The organism is Geobacillus sp. 47C-IIb, from assembly GCF_014679705.1.
In the GTDB taxonomy this organism is placed as follows: domain Bacteria; phylum Bacillota; class Bacilli; order Bacillales; family Anoxybacillaceae; genus Geobacillus; species Geobacillus thermodenitrificans.
Genome location: NZ_CP061473.1, coordinates 1,208,798 through 1,223,956, shown reverse-complemented (window position 1 = coordinate 1,223,956; position 15,159 = coordinate 1,208,798). Strand labels below are relative to the sequence as shown.

General features: G+C 50.9%; 21 protein-coding genes and 1 riboswitch. Of the genes, 10 read left to right on the top strand and 11 right to left on the bottom strand.

Annotation, left to right across the window (positions count from 1 at the left end; genetic code table 11):
* Nucleotides 1–16: 16 nt before the first annotated feature.
* Nucleotides 17–217 (bottom strand): hypothetical protein, encoded by a 201-nt coding sequence (locus IC804_RS06165; protein ID WP_011888022.1) that lies wholly within the window; start codon nt 215–217, stop codon nt 17–19.
* 66 nt (nt 218–283) lie between these two features.
* Nucleotides 284–445, bottom strand: coding sequence for a DUF1540 domain-containing protein (locus IC804_RS06160; RefSeq protein ID WP_008880970.1), 162 nt, complete (start codon nt 443–445; stop codon nt 284–286).
* Between the two features lie 216 nt (nt 446–661).
* On the opposite strand from IC804_RS06160, the gene IC804_RS06155 reads away from it, so the two are divergent.
* Both IC804_RS06155 and IC804_RS06150 read left to right on the top strand, forming a co-directional pair.
* A complete protein-coding gene (locus IC804_RS06155; protein WP_008880969.1) occupies nt 662–952 on the top strand; it encodes a DUF2325 domain-containing protein in 291 nt (96 codons plus the stop codon).
* An 18-nt stretch (nt 953–970) separates the two neighbouring features.
* The gene (locus IC804_RS06150) at nt 971–1,474 is read left to right on the top strand and encodes a hypothetical protein (protein WP_008880968.1); all 504 of its coding nucleotides are present in this window, start codon (nt 971–973) and stop codon (nt 1,472–1,474) included.
* A 147-nt stretch (nt 1,475–1,621) separates the two neighbouring features.
* Here the strand turns inward: IC804_RS06150 and IC804_RS06145 are convergent, their stop codons facing one another.
* The 4 genes from IC804_RS06145 to yidD form a co-directional block, all read right to left on the bottom strand.
* Nucleotides 1,622–2,602, bottom strand: a complete 981-nt coding sequence (locus IC804_RS06145) for a S1 family peptidase (RefSeq protein ID WP_223812900.1) — start codon at nt 2,600–2,602, stop codon at nt 1,622–1,624.
* 12 nt (nt 2,603–2,614) lie between these two features.
* Nucleotides 2,615–3,052, bottom strand: a complete 438-nt coding sequence (locus IC804_RS18490) for a S1C family serine protease (protein ID WP_223812899.1) — start codon at nt 3,050–3,052, stop codon at nt 2,615–2,617.
* Between the two features lie 63 nt (nt 3,053–3,115).
* The gene (locus IC804_RS06140; protein ID WP_011888020.1) at nt 3,116–4,090 is read right to left on the bottom strand and encodes a metal ABC transporter substrate-binding protein; all 975 of its coding nucleotides are present in this window, start codon (nt 4,088–4,090) and stop codon (nt 3,116–3,118) included.
* A gap of 108 nt (nt 4,091–4,198) precedes the next feature.
* The gene (gene yidD, locus IC804_RS06135) at nt 4,199–4,438 is read right to left on the bottom strand and encodes a membrane protein insertion efficiency factor YidD (protein WP_041264654.1); all 240 of its coding nucleotides are present in this window, start codon (nt 4,436–4,438) and stop codon (nt 4,199–4,201) included.
* A gap of 194 nt (nt 4,439–4,632) precedes the next feature.
* Between yidD and IC804_RS06130 the strand changes: the two genes are divergently transcribed.
* Nucleotides 4,633–5,109: an S-ribosylhomocysteine lyase gene (locus tag IC804_RS06130; RefSeq protein WP_008880964.1), complete on the top strand. Its 477-nt coding sequence runs from the start codon at nt 4,633–4,635 to the stop codon at nt 5,107–5,109.
* Nucleotides 5,110–5,133: 24 nt separating this feature from the next.
* Here the strand turns inward: IC804_RS06130 and ytzI are convergent, their stop codons facing one another.
* Nucleotides 5,134–5,292: a YtzI protein gene (ytzI, locus tag IC804_RS06125; RefSeq protein WP_223812898.1), complete on the bottom strand. Its 159-nt coding sequence runs from the start codon at nt 5,290–5,292 to the stop codon at nt 5,134–5,136.
* Between the two features lie 151 nt (nt 5,293–5,443).
* Here ytzI and IC804_RS06120 point away from each other — a divergent pair, with 151 nt between their 5' ends.
* From IC804_RS06120 to ytkD, 4 genes are all read left to right on the top strand, one after another.
* A complete protein-coding gene (locus IC804_RS06120) occupies nt 5,444–5,884 on the top strand; it encodes a Dps family protein (protein ID WP_081157198.1) in 441 nt (146 codons plus the stop codon).
* A 142-nt stretch (nt 5,885–6,026) separates the two neighbouring features.
* On the top strand, nt 6,027–6,422 hold the full coding sequence (locus tag IC804_RS06115; RefSeq protein ID WP_008880961.1) for a phage holin family protein: 396 nt from the start codon (nt 6,027–6,029) through the stop codon (nt 6,420–6,422).
* 253 nt (nt 6,423–6,675) lie between these two features.
* Complete coding sequence (locus tag IC804_RS06110; protein WP_008880960.1) at nt 6,676–7,014, top strand: hypothetical protein; 339 nt, start codon at nt 6,676–6,678, stop codon at nt 7,012–7,014.
* A 58-nt stretch (nt 7,015–7,072) separates the two neighbouring features.
* On the top strand, nt 7,073–7,540 hold the full coding sequence (ytkD, locus tag IC804_RS06105; protein WP_029760561.1) for an RNA deprotection pyrophosphohydrolase: 468 nt from the start codon (nt 7,073–7,075) through the stop codon (nt 7,538–7,540).
* A 52-nt stretch (nt 7,541–7,592) separates the two neighbouring features.
* Here ytkD and IC804_RS06100 read toward each other — a convergent pair whose 3' ends face one another.
* Genes IC804_RS06100 through IC804_RS06090 form a run of 3 tightly spaced genes read right to left on the bottom strand, consistent with a single transcriptional unit; the run spans nt 7,593 to nt 10,230 of the window.
* Complete coding sequence (locus tag IC804_RS06100; protein WP_008880958.1) at nt 7,593–8,402, bottom strand: ABC transporter permease; 810 nt, start codon at nt 8,400–8,402, stop codon at nt 7,593–7,595.
* Nucleotides 8,389–9,207, bottom strand: a complete 819-nt coding sequence (locus IC804_RS06095; RefSeq protein ID WP_008880957.1) for an ABC transporter ATP-binding protein — start codon at nt 9,205–9,207, stop codon at nt 8,389–8,391. The genes IC804_RS06100 and IC804_RS06095 overlap by 14 nt, the downstream gene beginning before the upstream one ends.
* 18 nt (nt 9,208–9,225) lie before the next feature.
* Nucleotides 9,226–10,230, bottom strand: coding sequence for an ABC transporter substrate-binding protein (locus IC804_RS06090; protein WP_081157199.1), 1,005 nt, complete (start codon nt 10,228–10,230; stop codon nt 9,226–9,228).
* A gap of 218 nt (nt 10,231–10,448) precedes the next feature.
* Between IC804_RS06090 and IC804_RS06085 the strand changes: the two genes are divergently transcribed.
* Complete coding sequence (locus tag IC804_RS06085; protein ID WP_008880955.1) at nt 10,449–11,237, top strand: alpha/beta hydrolase family protein; 789 nt, start codon at nt 10,449–10,451, stop codon at nt 11,235–11,237.
* A 148-nt stretch (nt 11,238–11,385) separates the two neighbouring features.
* Nucleotides 11,386–11,628, top strand: a complete 243-nt coding sequence (locus IC804_RS06080; protein ID WP_008880954.1) for a DUF2584 domain-containing protein — start codon at nt 11,386–11,388, stop codon at nt 11,626–11,628.
* A 198-nt stretch (nt 11,629–11,826) separates the two neighbouring features.
* On the opposite strand, the gene pckA is transcribed toward IC804_RS06080, so the two are convergent.
* A complete protein-coding gene (gene pckA, locus IC804_RS06075; protein ID WP_008880953.1) occupies nt 11,827–13,413 on the bottom strand; it encodes a phosphoenolpyruvate carboxykinase (ATP) in 1,587 nt (528 codons plus the stop codon).
* Nucleotides 13,414–13,599: 186 nt separating this feature from the next.
* Nucleotides 13,600–13,715: riboswitch (SAM riboswitch) on the top strand.
* 118 nt (nt 13,716–13,833) lie between these two features.
* On the opposite strand from pckA, the gene metK reads away from it, so the two are divergent.
* Nucleotides 13,834–15,048, top strand: coding sequence for a methionine adenosyltransferase (gene metK / locus IC804_RS06070; RefSeq protein ID WP_011888011.1), 1,215 nt, complete (start codon nt 13,834–13,836; stop codon nt 15,046–15,048).
* The last annotated feature ends 111 nt before the right edge of the window (nt 15,049–15,159 follow it).

Here is a 15,159-nt window from a genome sequence, read left to right as displayed (position 1 = left end):
TATTCATCAGCTTCTGTTAAAAATCATCGTCCTCCAGTCCAAGCTCAACTGCTCGATAGGCGACAAGCCGCTTAATATCGGGCGGCAACTGTTCCAACGAACCGAACTCGTACTGCCATAAATTTGTGAAGGAATCGATGCAAATCGGATACGCTTCCGGATGGCTCCGCTTCATTTCCCTTTTGAACGCTTTAATGAGGCTGGCGCGCTTGTCCATCGTTATCCCCCTCTAACTATGTAAGCGCCGCCCGGTCAGCCGGGCAGCGCTTGACTCATCTGCCAGTTATGCTTCGTCAGAAGGAACAAACGTTTTGCAGTCTGTTTCCGTCACATCGGACGCTGCTTTCCCTGTATGGCTGACGACGTAAATCGCCTCAGCGCTGCAGCGGTTTCCTTCTGCCCAGTAATGACAGTTGCGTACTTCGCAAAGAACGTCTTTTGCCATTCGTCGTCCCCCTTATCATGATGAAATCGGCTACAACAATAGTTTGCCGGTTCAAGCGGAATTTATGAATGGAAGGATCATCTGCTGCGGATCCGGTGTAAAAAGTGGGAAGTTTTTTGACTAACGATAAATGAAAATATTTATCATTATCATTGACATAGAAAATCATTCTCAATTAAAATAAAAATCAAGAAGGTGATAAGGGAGGGTGACACGATGGCCTCTTTACTTGTTGTGGGTGCAGATCATTTAGGCAATATTACCGATAAATTAGTGAATTCTGGTTTCCGGGAAATCATTCATGTCAATGGCCGAAAAGTGAATATGGTCAAGCGCGATATTCCGGAGCATGTGGATGCTGTATTAGTCATGATCGATTACATTAACCATAACTTAGCCAAAAAAGTGAAAGAGAAAGCGAAAAGCAAAGACAAGCCCATTTATTTTGTCAAGCGTTCGTGGAGTTCGATTTATACTGTGCTGGAGCAGCTGGAGAAACATGCTTAAACATGGGAGGCAGCAGTGATGGCATTGACACATCAAAAGACACAAGGTGCTTGGGTTTATGCCGTTCACCGATTTCTCCACCGCGTGGTCGAGGCGTATTGTGAAACGACTCCTTCCTTGCGGTCGCCGTTTCAGCTATTGAAGCTGATTGAAATGCATCGCCCGCTCCTTTCTTTGTCTCTCTTTCCGTCGCCATTACATTACGGCCTCGTGCTCGCTAAAGTGACCGATCATTTGTTACAGTTTTTTGGTTCGGCGGACGAGACAGAATGCAAGCCACTGTTGCTTGTTGACGGCGGGAATGAGGGGGAGGCGGAAGATTGGAACGGTACAAACTTGTGTATCGTTTACCGTGACCGCGTGCGCGTATTGTTATGGTGCGAGGAAGAGGGGGAAATCCGGAACTACAAGGAAAGACTGCCGTCTTTATGTCGAGAAGCGGTCGGATTTTGTCCGCACGAGCTTGAATGTTGCTTTTTATGGACAGGCGGGCGCCGCATTGAATGGATGTCTGCCGGATAAAAAACGGCATGTCTTCGAACGGTGTGAAAGCTCGACATGTCGTTTCATGTTGAAAGAAAAGGACGTTCGGACATTCTCTATGTTGTCCTTGCGAGGGTATAGTCATAAATGTCCCATTTTTATCATAATATTTATGGCAAGGTGTCGCTATGGGCTCTCCTTTTTCTTGCTGTCGTCGGTTTGTTGTTGCTGTTGTTGCAAGGCCAACAGCACGTCTTGGAGATGGACTTTGCCGTCACCGTTCAGATCGGCGGAGGCTACCGGTGGGCCGTCGGCTGAAGCCGCCTTGGTTTGCTGTTTTGGCTTACAGGCGAAGGTGAACACAAGCAGTCCGATGATGAGAAGCAGAGCGACGTCATCGAAAATAAGGAAGGCGGTTTTGTAGGTTGACCAAAGAATTTTGCTTTGCCCGCTTTTTTGCTGGCTGTCGGTAATGAACCGTTTAATTTCCGAATGGCCGGGATAGAGGCGTTCGACCGCTTCGAATTTGGCCAAGGCATCCTTATAATAACCGCCCCAATACAGCGTCAATCCTTCGCGGAAGAGGGTATCAATGCTTCCTTGCCCTTGGTCGGCTCCAGCCTGCTTGACAAACTCTTTCACGGTATTGACCGGAACGACAAAATTGAATCTTTGCACTTCTTGGCGGTTGACAGTGCCGCCGCGGAAGGTGAGCAAGCCGATCATTTCCCCGCGTTTGTTAATGACGGGTCCTCCGCTGTTGCCATGGGTGGCGGCGGCGTCAATCTGGATGACCGGACTCCCTTGTTCTGTCTTTTTCGAAGTGGCGGAAACATGGCCGGCGTTCATGGAAGAGACTAAGGAGGAGTCGGGAGAAAGGTAGTCGGATTCAGCAGCGGCGGGGTAGCCGATCACCCAAATGTCATCTTGATTTTGGACGTTGTCCGAATCGCCAAGCGGCAGCGTCGGCAAATGTTTCCCTTCGACTTTTAAAACCGCAACGTCTTTCCCTTGATTGACTGGGGCCCCGTAGCTTTTTACTTCCCCGTCAAGCACATCCCCTCCAGGTAAAATCACTTTCAGACCGCGGGTGACGTTTGTATACAACGTATACTCAATCATATAATCATAAGCGATGTCAAAATCGACGCCAAAATATTCGGCCACTCCAGCTACTAATTATTCAAAGGCCGCATGGGCGATGTCTTTTTCTTCTGCCTTCGAATACTCAACGACATGGGCGTTCGTGACAATATAGCCGTTTGAGCTAATGATGGCCCCTGAGCCGGATGCGCCAATCATCGTTCGGTAATCAAGCTGGTGGAGGTACGCGTCGACATCCGGATCATTGTTGACAAATTTCCATTCCACGATCGCATAATCGACGATACGGACGACGGCTGGCTTTGTATACTCAGCCAGCTTTTGCGCTTGTGAGACGTGGGACGTGTCGGGTTTGATGTTCATTAGAAAGAAGGAAGCGGCGATGCATACGGCGAAAATGATGCTGATTGGGAGCGTGATCATCGCTCGTTTGCGCACATGTTTCAGCTCATTTGTCAGAAAATTTAAAAACAACAATGGTATATTATATTCGCCATCCGTCTTTTGGAGCACCACCGAAAAAAATAAAGGAAAGAGTGAGAAAAAAGCCCCGCCTTGACGGCGGGGCAGGGAAGGTTAACGGAGCGCCTGTTCGATCGTTTCGATATTTTGTTCCATCAAGTTGAAGTAATCACGGTTTTGTTTCCTGTCTTCGTCGGTCAATGTTTCTAGGTTGTGCAAATAGAGCGCTTTGGCGTCGATTTCATGCTGGATCATTTCTGCTGTTTTCGCTGGGATGTTGCGTTCAAAAAGAACGTAGCGAATGTGATGACGTTTCGCCCAATCGATGAGCGCAACCAATTGTTTTTGCGACGGTTCGTTTGTCGGCGTCAGGCCGGACACGCTGCGCTGGCGGAGGCCGTAGCGCTCTTCCCAATAACCGTAGGCCGCATGGGCGACGAGAATGTCTTTGTTCGGCGCCGATTGGACGGTTTGCTGGAAGGTTTGATCAAGCACTTCCAGTTTTTCTTTCAAGGCGTTAAAGTTTGCCGTAAACGTTTCTTTTTGCTCCGGTTTGAGTTCAATGAGCAAATCGCGAATCTGTTCGGCCATCTTGACGGAACGGATTGGGTCAAGCCAAACGTGCGGATCTTTATCACCGTGGTGCTCGTGTTCGTCTCCATTGCCTTTTGGAGCGGCATGTTCATCATCTTCTCCATGTTCTTCGTGAGACGATTCAAGTAAATCGATGCTGTCGGCAGCAGCAAGAAAGCGAACCGGTTCATTTTTTAACGCTTCCTTTAGCTTTTCGGCGAACGGTTCCATTCCTTGGCCGATATAAATGAAGGCGTCCGCATCGGCAACTTGTTGGATCGTTTTGGTTGTCGGTTCGAACGTATGCGCTTCGGCTCCGGGCGGATAAATGCTGTTGACTTCAACGACATCGCCGCCGATTTTTTTCGTGAAATCTTCGAGCGGGTAGACCGTTGTGTATATCGTTAACGTATCTTTTTTAGTTTCTGACCCGTTCTTGTCTTGTTCGTTTTGGCAGCCGTATAGCAAGCCGAATAAAGCGAGAAATAAGCATAATATCCATGATCTCGTTCTCATGATAAGCTCCTTCCCTTGAAAGCGATATGTCCTTCGCTATTATATCGTAATGATTCCGATTTGAAAACTATTTGTCCCCGTTTAGGGGGAAGCACGTCGCTCTGTTCGTTATGGTTCGGTCTTTTTTTGTGGTTTTTCGGGTACGGGGTCAAATCCGCCGGGGTGGAACGGGTGGCATTTCAAAATTCGCTTCACCGTCAGCCATCCCCCTTTGATGGCACCAAACCGCGTCACCGCTTCTATCCCGTAGTGAGAGCAAGTCGGGTAAAAGCGACATGTCGGGGGCTTGAGCGGGGAAAGAAATCGTTGGTAAAAGCGGATGAGCATAATCAGCAACTTGGCCACCATCACCATTCCTTTCCGTCCTTTTCGCTATTTCTACAATAGGACAAATCGCCTTTCCATTCAAGGGAAATGGTCTGTTGTGAGCAGCCGGTGTTTCGCCCGCAGCGCATCCATCGGTCTAGAAGACAAAAAAGATGCGGGACGCCCCTCGTTTTGGTTATGATAAAAAAGAGAATATACGATTAGGGGGAATTCATATGCCTTCACCAGTCGAAAGCTTTGAATTGGATCACTGCGCCGTGAAAGCGCCGTACGTGCGGCATTGCGGCGTTCACAAAATCGGAAGCGACGGTGTCGTCAATAAGTTCGATATTCGTTTTTGCCAGCCGAACAAAGAAGCGATGGATCCGGCGGCCATTCATACGTTGGAGCACTTGTTGGCGTATACGCTGCGCAAACATGTGACCAAGTATGATCACTTTGACATTATCGACATTTCGCCAATGGGTTGCCAAACGGGATTTTACCTTGTCGTGAGCGGTTCGCCGACCGTTGACGAAATCATCGATTTGCTTGAGGAGACGATGAAAGACGCCTTGAATGCGACGGAAGTGCCGGCTGCGACCGAGCGGCAATGCGGCCAAGCGAAGCTGCATGACTTAGAGGCGGCGAAAGAGCTGATGCGCTTTTGGCTGTCGCAAGAGAAAAGCGAACTGAAAAAAGTGTTTGGCTGATCAATAAGGCCGGTCCGAACGCCGCTACTGCGGCTGTTTCGGGCCGGCCTGTTGTTTGTCGTCCTGTTCCTCAGGAAGCGGATCTACCGTATGTTTGTATCCGTACGCTTTTGAGGTGGTGACGACGGCTAATGTAAGAATGATGACGACAATGATGAGACAAATCACTAACGTCCAATACATGATGATGCCTACCTTTTTTCTTTTCATTATACCATATGTAAGCACGCGTGCATTCATATTTCTCCTGGAATCGGGCAAGCTATTCATCGGCAAGGTTCGGCTGTTTCAATAGCGGACAAGTTGGGTAAATCAACCATGGGGAGGAATGAATATGGCAAACCAATTAACGGACATTGTCAACAAGCAAATCGCGAACTGGACCGTTTTGTACGTGAAGTTGCACAATTACCATTGGTATGTCACCGGTCCGCAGTTTTTTACGCTGCATGAGAAGTTTGAAGAGCTTTACAATGAAGCAGCCGGCCATATTGACGCGCTCGCCGAGCGGCTGTTGGCGCTGGGTGGCAAGCCGGTGGCGACGATGAAAGGCGCGCTAGAGCAAGCGTCGGTCAAGGAAGCGACCGGGACGGAAACCGCCGAGCAAATGGTCGCTTCGATTGTCGGCGACTTTGAAACGATGGTCGGTGAACTGAAGGAAGGAATGCAAGTGGCGGATGAAGTCGGCGATGAAACGACAGGGGATATGCTGCTTGGCATTCACCGGAGCTTGGAGAAACACGTCTGGATGCTGAAATCGTTTTTGGGACAGTAAAGGGAAAGGCTGCCCGTCAATCTCATGGGCGGCCTTCGGTTTTTGTCGAAAAAAGGCGTTGTTTAGGGAAACCGCCGCGTCTTGCTTTTTCCCCTTGGCATAGAATAGGGTACGCGTATCCTATGTTCAAGGGGAGAGAGCCGTGAACAAGCCAATTCCGATGATCGGTGTTCCGCTGTTCGGTTCGCTTGTGTCGGTATTTGTCGGCAGCGTGGACTCATTCGTCGTCATTTTGCTTGCATTAGTGATTGTCGATTACATTACTGGCATTGTCGCTAGTGCGATGGAAGGCAAGCTGTCAAGCCAGGTCGGGTTTCGCGGCATCGTCCGCAAGTTGTTGATTTTTGTGCTCACGGCAGCGGCGCATTTAGTCGATTTGGCCATCGGCTGGAACATGCACTTGATTCGCGACGCGATCGTATTTTTCTATATTGCCAATGAATTTATTTCGATCGTGGAAAACGCCGGGCGGGCCGGTGTTCCGATTCCCGCCGTGCTGCGAAAAGCGATCGAGTTGTTGAAAGATGAGATGAAATGATTTCCCCTGATGACGAGTTCATCGGGGGTTTTTGTTTACAATGAATCGTTCTTATTGCTAGATGAATCCGAAGGCTCAATCACCAACCTTCAAGAAAAGCGTTGCATCGGCAGTGTTCCGGTTATGCCGCATTGGAACGCAGTCCTTGTTGCTTGAACACCCGAGCGGATTTGTTCGCTGATTTTCGCAAAATCCGCATATTTTTCCCGGATGACCCCACACTAAACAAAAAGAGCAGAAGGAGTGGACGAGTGTGGCAGAAGAACGGAAAAAGACGTATTACATCTCGATAGCGCACGGGGAAATTTCGCAGCTGAAAACGGCGTCGCCATGGGATTTCCAAATTGAAGCAACCGACCGGGAAATCGCGGAGCTGCGCGAGTATTTCGATCAAAATTACTCGACCGACTGGCAAGCGTTTTGGCGCGCCCATGTGCCCTATGTCCAATATCATTACGATCGGGAAAACGATGCGTATGACGAGACGATGATGAAAATTTACGAAATGATTTATCGGCTTGGCAATGACGAAACGAAGGCGCAGATCCGATCGCTTGGCATCCTTCCTGATGACAGAGAAACAAACGAGTAAAAAGCCGCGAATGGGGCGGCTTTTTTTGTATAATGGGGAGAGGAAAGGAGCGAGTCCGATGTATGAGTTTCGCGATTATTACGGGCATCGCGTCCGGCTGGCGTTTGCGGATCATCCGTTTTCCTTGACGCCTGGGCATGTGTGGGTCATTTGCCGCTATCAAGGTCAGTGGTTGTTGACGGATCACCCGCGCCGCGGTCTCGAATTTCCCGGCGGCAAAGTTGAAGACGGGGAAACGGCCGAAGAAGCTGCCGCTCGCGAGGTCATGGAAGAAACCGGCGGGGTGGTTGGCCGTCTTTCCTATGTCGGCCAATATGAGGTGGAGCCGGATATTGTGAAAAACATTTATTTCGCCGACATTGCGGCGCTTTCCGAGCGGGACTCCTATTGGGAGACGAACGGCCCCGTGCTGCTTTCGGCACTGCCGGATCATATCCGCACGGATGCGCGCTTTAGTTATCTCATGAAAGACGATGTGCTTCCGTTGGCGTTGGCGGAAGTCAAACAGCGCGGGTGGATCGGCTAATATTCGGCGGCAAAACGAAAAGAGACGTTCATCGATCGTTCGCGAACGTCTCTTAGCGGCGGTTGCTCCATTTCTTTTCGATCATAGCGACAAGTTGATACATCAATGTCGACAGCACCGCGACAATGAGCAGGCTCATCAAGACGAGTGTAAAATTGAACACTTGGAAGCCGTAAATGATTAAATAGCCGAGCCCTTGTTTGGAAACGAGAAATTCGCCGGTGATGACGCCGACCCAGGCGAGGCCGACGTTCACTTTCAACGTTGAAATGATCGCCGGAAACGACGCTGGCAGCACGGCTTCTTTGAAACATTGGTAGCGGGTGGCGCCAAACGTTCGCAACACTTTCAAATAGTTCGGGTCGACTTCTTGAAACGAGGCATACACCACAATTGTCGTAATAATGATCGCAATAACGACACCCATCGCGATGATCGACGTAAATCCCGGTCCAAGGGCGACAATCAAAATCGGCCCGAGTGCGACTTTGGGCATGGCGTTAAAGACGACCAAATAGGGATCAAGCGTTTTGGCGAGGCGTGGAAACCACCAAAGCAACGCGCCGATGAGCGCACCGCCGACCGTGCCGATGATAAACCCGAGCATCGTTTCAAACAAGGTGGCCCACGTATGTGTTAAGAGAGAGTAGTCGCCGATTTTTTCAATAAACAATTTGCCAATGGCCGACGGAGAGCTAAACAGCAGCGGATCGACCCAGCGAAAGTGACTTGCCGCTTCCCAGACAGCGAAAAAGGCAATAAGGAGCGCAACTTGCCAAACGCGAATCACCCGCCGTTCTTTGCGGAGCGCGGCGAGGTATTCATGGTGCAATGAGCGGATGCGTTCATTAGACGGATTCAAGGGCCTCCATCTCCTTCCAAATGGATTGAAATAGCGGAGAAAACGTGGGATGCTGGCGAGCGGCGAACGGCGGACAGTGACGCAGCTCTTCCGGAATGATAAACGTCCGCACTAGGCGGCCCGGGCGTCGCGAAAACAGGAAAATGCGGTCGCTCATGGCGATGGCTTCTTCAATATCATGGGTGACGAGCACCGCGGTTTTTTCGTATTGCTTTAACGTTTTCCAGACGAGTTCTTCTAATTTTAGCTTCGTCTGTTGGTCAAGAGCGGAAAACGGTTCGTCAAGCAACAAGAGCTTCGGGTCGGTTGCCAATGTGCGCACGAGCGCCGCGCGCTGGCGCATGCCGCCGGACAACTGGCTCGGGTAATACGATTCCACGCCGTCAAGGCCGATCTCCGCAAGCAATGCGAGCGCCCGCTCTTTCGTTTCCGCTGTCAACGTTCCTGTGATTTTGAGACCGAGTAAGATGTTTTCTTCAATCGTTTTCCATGGAAACAAGTAGTCTTGCTGAAGCATATACCCGACAGCGCCGCGGGTTGACAGATCGGATCCGGCCGCCCGGCGCGCTGCTTTGGCGCTTGTTTCCTGCGCCCAAAGCGGTTCGCCTTCGATGAACACCTTCCCTTCCGTCGGTTGAATCAGCCCGGCGATAATGGAAAGAAGGGTCGTTTTCCCACAGCCGCTTGGGCCGAGAAAGGAGACAAACTCTCCTTTCTCGACCGACAGCGACACCTCAGCGAGCGCGGTGACGGCGGTTGTTTTCGTAAAATACGTGTGCGAGAGACGGTCGATGACAAGAAACATCCGGTTCACCCGCTTTCGTTAGTCGTTCATGACTTTTTTGGCAAACGACGAATCAACGAGTGTGTCGAGGTCGATTCGTTTTGGCAGCTCGCCGGCTTCATCCATGATGTTTTGCAAGTTGTTCCATTCTTCCTCATCTAAAATCGGATCGGTCGCGTAAGAGCCTTGACTTTTGTATCGATCGACGACTGTTTCGATAATGTCCAATTCCGTGTCCTCAAAGTATGGTTGAATGACTTTGGCAATTTCTTTGGTGCTGTGTGATTCGACCCATTGTTGCGCTTTGTAGATGGCGCGCGTAAATTTTTCGATGATGTCTTTGTTCTTGTTCATATAGCTTTGTTTTGCCATGTACGTCGTGTACGGAACGCGCCCCGATTCGGTGCCAAAGGAAGCGATAATGTAGCCTTTTCCTTCTTGCTCAAAAATGCTAGCAGTCGGTTCAAACAGTTGGACGAAATCGCCGGTGCCGCTCGCAAAGGCGTTGGCGATATTAGCAAAATCGACGTTTTGAATCAGCTTCAAGTCTTGATGCGGGTCAATGCCGTGTTGTTTCAGCACAAATTCGCCAACCATCTGCGGCATGCCGCCTTTGCGCTGGCCGAGGAACGTGCTTCCTTTCAACATCTCCCAAGTAAAGTTGTCGATTTTTTTCCGGGAAACGAGAAACGTTCCATCTGTTTGCGTCAGCTGGGCGAAGTTGATGACCGGATCATTCGTCCCTTGCGCATACACATAAATCGACGTTTCCGAACCGACAAGGGCGATGTCCGCGCCACCAGACAGCAGCGTCGTCATCGTTTTGTCACCGCCCCACGTCGTCGTCAGCTCGACATCGAGCCCTTCTTCTTCAAAAAATCCTTTCGCTAAGGCGACGTACTGTGGCGCATAAAAAATCGAACGCGTCACTTCAGCGAGACGGACTTTTGTCAGCGTTTTTTCTTTTTGATCGGCGTCGTTGCCGCAGGCAACGAGCGGCAAGAGGAGAAGAAGTGAACATAACCATACAGCCCATTTTTTCATGTGACCTACCCCCTTTTCGTCCACACGTGGTGAACATTCGCTTCACCTTATCGTATGCACAGGCGAAAAATGTGTGAATGCCTAGAAAAAATGGGCGAAACGACGGGAACGGTCTATGGGCAACGGTTTTCCCTTCATTCAGGCATGCAACATGCCCTTGTTTTCACGAAAAAAAGAGGGGAGACATTCATTCAGCTGGCGGAAAGGAGAGATCCACCATGGACGGGGACATCATCGACCAATACCGGTTTCCGTCGCCGCATCCGGACATCGACGTCTTTTTTGTCACCTATATGGCGCAAGGACTGAAAGTGAAAGGATTTTTGGCCGTGCCGAAACAAAACGACGTGTATGACGGGTTTTTGTATTTGCGCGGCGGGATCAAAAACGTCGGACAAGTGCGGGTGCCACGCCTCATCCAATTCGCTTCCCATGGATTTGTCGTCTTCGCCCCGCTTTACCGCGGCAACGGGGGCGGGGAAGGGAACGAAGATTTTGTCGGTGAAGACCGTTATGATGCGCTTGCCGGATTTGAGCTCCTGCGCCGCCATCCGCTTGTTCACCCGGGGCGTGTGCACGTGTTCGGCTTCTCACGCGGCGGGGCGATGGCGCTTCATACCGCTTTGTTGGCCGAACGGGTCTGTTCGGTCGCGGTCTGGGGAGGGGTGACCGATTTGGAGCTGACGTATTGGGAGCGGTTGGACTTGCGGCGGATGATGAAGCGTGTCATCGGCGGGACACCGAACAAATACCCGGAACGCTACCGTCACCGTACGCCGCTTTATAACCTAGAGCGCCTCAAAGCGCCTGTGCTTATCATCCATGGCGAGCGAGATACAAACGTATCGATTGAGCATGCGTGGCGGCTGGAGCGGCGGCTCAAGCAGCTCGGCCGACCGGTCACCGCTTGGTACTTCCCTGAGTTCAATCACTATTTCCCGCCGCAAGATAATCGAAAGACGGTGCAACGGCTCACGGAATGGATGAAACAACAACCGACGGTATGATACGATAGGATGGGAAGGATGTTGAGGAAACCGCTCATAAGAAGCCTCGGGAGCTTGCCAACATCACCATTGGCAGAAAACGATGACGTTGGGAGGACGGCTTCGTGGGCTATAAACGAATCGATCAGGTGCAAGGAGGTCGGAAACGATGGGCATGCCGATGGAGCTGCAGACGCTCATTGTCACAAAAGGAAAAGAACAGCGCGTTCAAGGCAATTTGTTTGTGCTCGAAAAAGAAGGCTACCGCTTATACCCGCTTGACGTGCCGCTTGAAGTGCGCCGGACGCTGCAAAGCGAAGCGAGCGGCATCGCGGTCGTAAGAAAGCTCGAATGGGAAGATAACAAGACAACGGTTACGTATGAGCTCGTCAGCTTGTATTCCACCAATTGAACACGAAGCGTCGGGCAAATGAGCGCGGAATTGGTCCATCAGGCAGGGGCGCAAACCGAAGGACGGTTTGCGCCTTGCCATAGATAAGAGGAAAAAAGGCCCTGCTTGTCAAAGAGAAAGAGAATCACGGAGACCGAAATAGAGGAAAGAACAGAAAAAACGGCCGGACAGGATGTTCCCTGTCCGGCCGGGTGTTTGTTAAACGAGCGGTCCACCGAGTTTTTCAATGGACGGATCGATGTGAGCGAATTTTTGGAAGTTAGCGCGGAATTTTTCCGCCAGTTCTTTCGCTTTTTGTTCGTACGCTTGTTTGTCTGCCCATGTGTTTTGCGGACGCAAGACGTCATCTGGCACGCCCGGGACGTGGGCAGGGATGGCAAGACCGAAAATCGGGTCTTGGACCGTTTCGACGTTGTCAAGCTCCCCTTCGACGGCGGCTTGTACCATCGCGCGGGTGTAGGCGAGCTTCATTCGGCTACCGACGCCGTATGGTCCTCCTGTCCAACCAGTGTTGACCAAAAAGACACGGACGTTATGCTCAGCGATTTTTTGCCCGAGCATTTCGGCGTATTCGACGGCCGGGCGCGGCAAAAACGGCGCGCCAAAGCATGTCGAGAACGTCGCTTCCGGTTCAGTGACGCCGCGTTCGGTGCCGGCGAGTTTGCTTGTGTAGCCGCTTAAGAAATGGTACATCGCCTGTTCGCGCGTCAGCTTGCTGATCGGCGGCAAGACGCCAAACGCATCGGCCGTCAAGAACACGATGGTCGACGGATGGCCGGCAACGCTTGGGTCAACGATGTTTTTGATCGCCTGAAGCGGATAGGCCGCGCGCGTGTTTTCCGTCAATGTCCCGTCATCGTAATCCGGAACCCGTGTCGCATCATGGAGAATGACGTTTTCAAGCACGGCGCCAAAGCCGATGGCATCAAAAATTTGCGGCTCTTTCTCGCGCGATAAGTTGATGCATTTCGCATAGCAGCCGCCTTCGATGTTGAAAATGCCGCGGCTCGACCAGCCGTGTTCGTCATCGCCGATCAAGCGGCGTTTCGGGTCGGTCGAGAGCGTTGTTTTCCCGGTTCCCGACAGGCCGAAGAAGAGGGCGACGTCGCCTTCCTGACCGACGTTGGCCGAGCAGTGCATCGGCAAGATGCCTTGTTCCGGCAGCAAATAGTTCATGACCGAGAAGATCGATTTTTTCATTTCGCCCGCATATTCCGTTCCACCGATCAAGACGGTGCGCTGTTCGAACGAGATGATGATAAACGCTTCCGAACGCGTCCCGTCAACGGCCGGGTCTGCTTTAAAGTTCGGCGCGCAAATGACGGTGAATTGCGGTTCATGGTCGGCGAGTTCTTCCGCGCTTGGACGGATGAACAGCTGATGGACAAACAAGTTGTGCCAAGCGAATTCGTTCACCACTTGAATCGGCAGCCGCGCTTTCGGGTCAGCGCCGGCGAAGCCTTTAAAGACGAACAGTTCATCTTTTTTCATTAAATAATCGAGCACTTTATCATATAATTTTTGAAATGTCTCCGGTGCCATTGGTTGGTTGACCGTTCCCCAATCGATGTTCTGTTTCGTCGACGGTTCTTCAACGATGTATTTGTCTTTCGGTGACCGTCCGGTATATTTACCGGTCGTGACGGCGACAGCGCCAGTGTGCGTCAGCCGCCCTTCGTTTCGGTGCAGCACTTTTTCGACGAGCTCAGCAACGGACAACTGGTGATGTACGTACGGTTTTTGCAGCAGCAAAGAAAGCTTATTGGTCATTTTTGCGATCCCCATGTTCACAACCTGCCTTTTTTATTGGAATTCCTCTTGAAAATAGTATAACACATTTTTATTAATAGTCCATACTAATTGTGTAGGTTTTTTAAACTTAGTTTGGCCTATTTTTCAGATAATAAAAAATTTGTTTCTGCGGTTGACTTTGCTTATTTCATTACGATAAGATAAGTCATTGAACGGATACTCTTATCCCGAGCCGGTGGAGGGACAGGCCCGATGAAACCCAGCAACCGTCACAATTTTACAATATGTGAAAAGGTGCTAACCTGTGGCAAGGCGTGGTCCTTGAACGATAAGAGTGAAAGGAAGCAATATGATTGCAATGACCTTTCCTCACCGTGACAGGAAAGGTTTTTTTATATGAAGGGAAACGAGTTCCGTATCGCCACATTATGTCAAGAGGAGGAAATGAGCCGAATGTCAGCCAAACGCCGCTTGTTCACTTCAGAATCTGTAACAGAAGGGCATCCGGATAAAATTTGTGACCAAATTTCGGATGCCATTTTGGATGCCATTTTAGAAAAAGATCCGAACGCCCGTGTTGCTTGTGAAACGAGCGTCACAACAGGTCTCGTGCTTGTTAGCGGGGAAATTACGACCTCGACGTACGTCGATATTCCGCGCATCGTTCGCGATACGGTCCGCGAGATCGGCTATACGCGCGCGAAGTTCGGGTTTGACGCCGATACGTGCGCGGTGTTGACGGCCATTGACGAGCAGTCGCCGGATATCGCGATGGGGGTTGACCAGGCACTTGAGGCACGCGAAGGTCAGATGACTGACGAAGAAATTGAAGCGATCGGTGCCGGCGACCAAGGGCTCATGTTTGGATTTGCCTGCAATGAAACGGAAGAGCTTATGCCGCTCCCGATTTCGCTTGCCCATCGTCTTTCGCGTCGATTGGCCGAAGTGCGCAAAACGGATGTTTTGCCATACTTGCGTCCAGACGGCAAAACGCAAGTGACGATCGAATATGATGAAAACGGCAAACCGGTGCGCGTGGATACGATTGTCATTTCAACGCAGCATCATCCGGAAATTGAGCACGACCAAATCGAACGCGATATGAAAGAACACGTCATCAAGCCGATTGTTCCGGCGGAGTTGTTGGATGAGAACACGAAATATTTCATCAACCCGACCGGCCGCTTCGTCATCGGTGGTCCGCAAGGGGACGCTGGACTGACAGGGCGGAAAATCATCGTTGACACGTACGGTGGTTACGCTCGCCATGGCGGCGGTGCATTCTCGGGGAAAGACCCGACGAAAGTTGACCGTTCGGCAGCATATGCGGCTCGCTATGTTGCGAAAAACATTGTTGCGGCCGGACTGGCCGACAAGTGCGAAGTGCAGCTTGCTTACGCCATCGGTGTCGCTCGTCCGGTATCGATTTCGATTGATACGTTTGGCACCGGCAAAGTGTCGGAAGACGTTTTAATTGAAGTTGTCCGCAACAACTTCGATCTTCGCCCGGCTGGCATCATCAAAATGCTGGATCTGCGTCGTCCGATTTATAAACAAACAGCGGCTTACGGCCATTTCGGGCGCACGGATGTCGACTTGCCTTGGGAGCGCACGGATAAAGCAGCGGTGCTGAAAGAGCAAGCACTGGCATTAGCGAAAAACGAATAAATGAAAAACGGAGGGGGACTGCACTAAGGTGAGTCTTCCTCCGTTTCTTTTTATATAGACATCGAAATGAAGCGTGCTGTTGTTGGTTCTGTCCTTTTTAGCCGCTGTGAA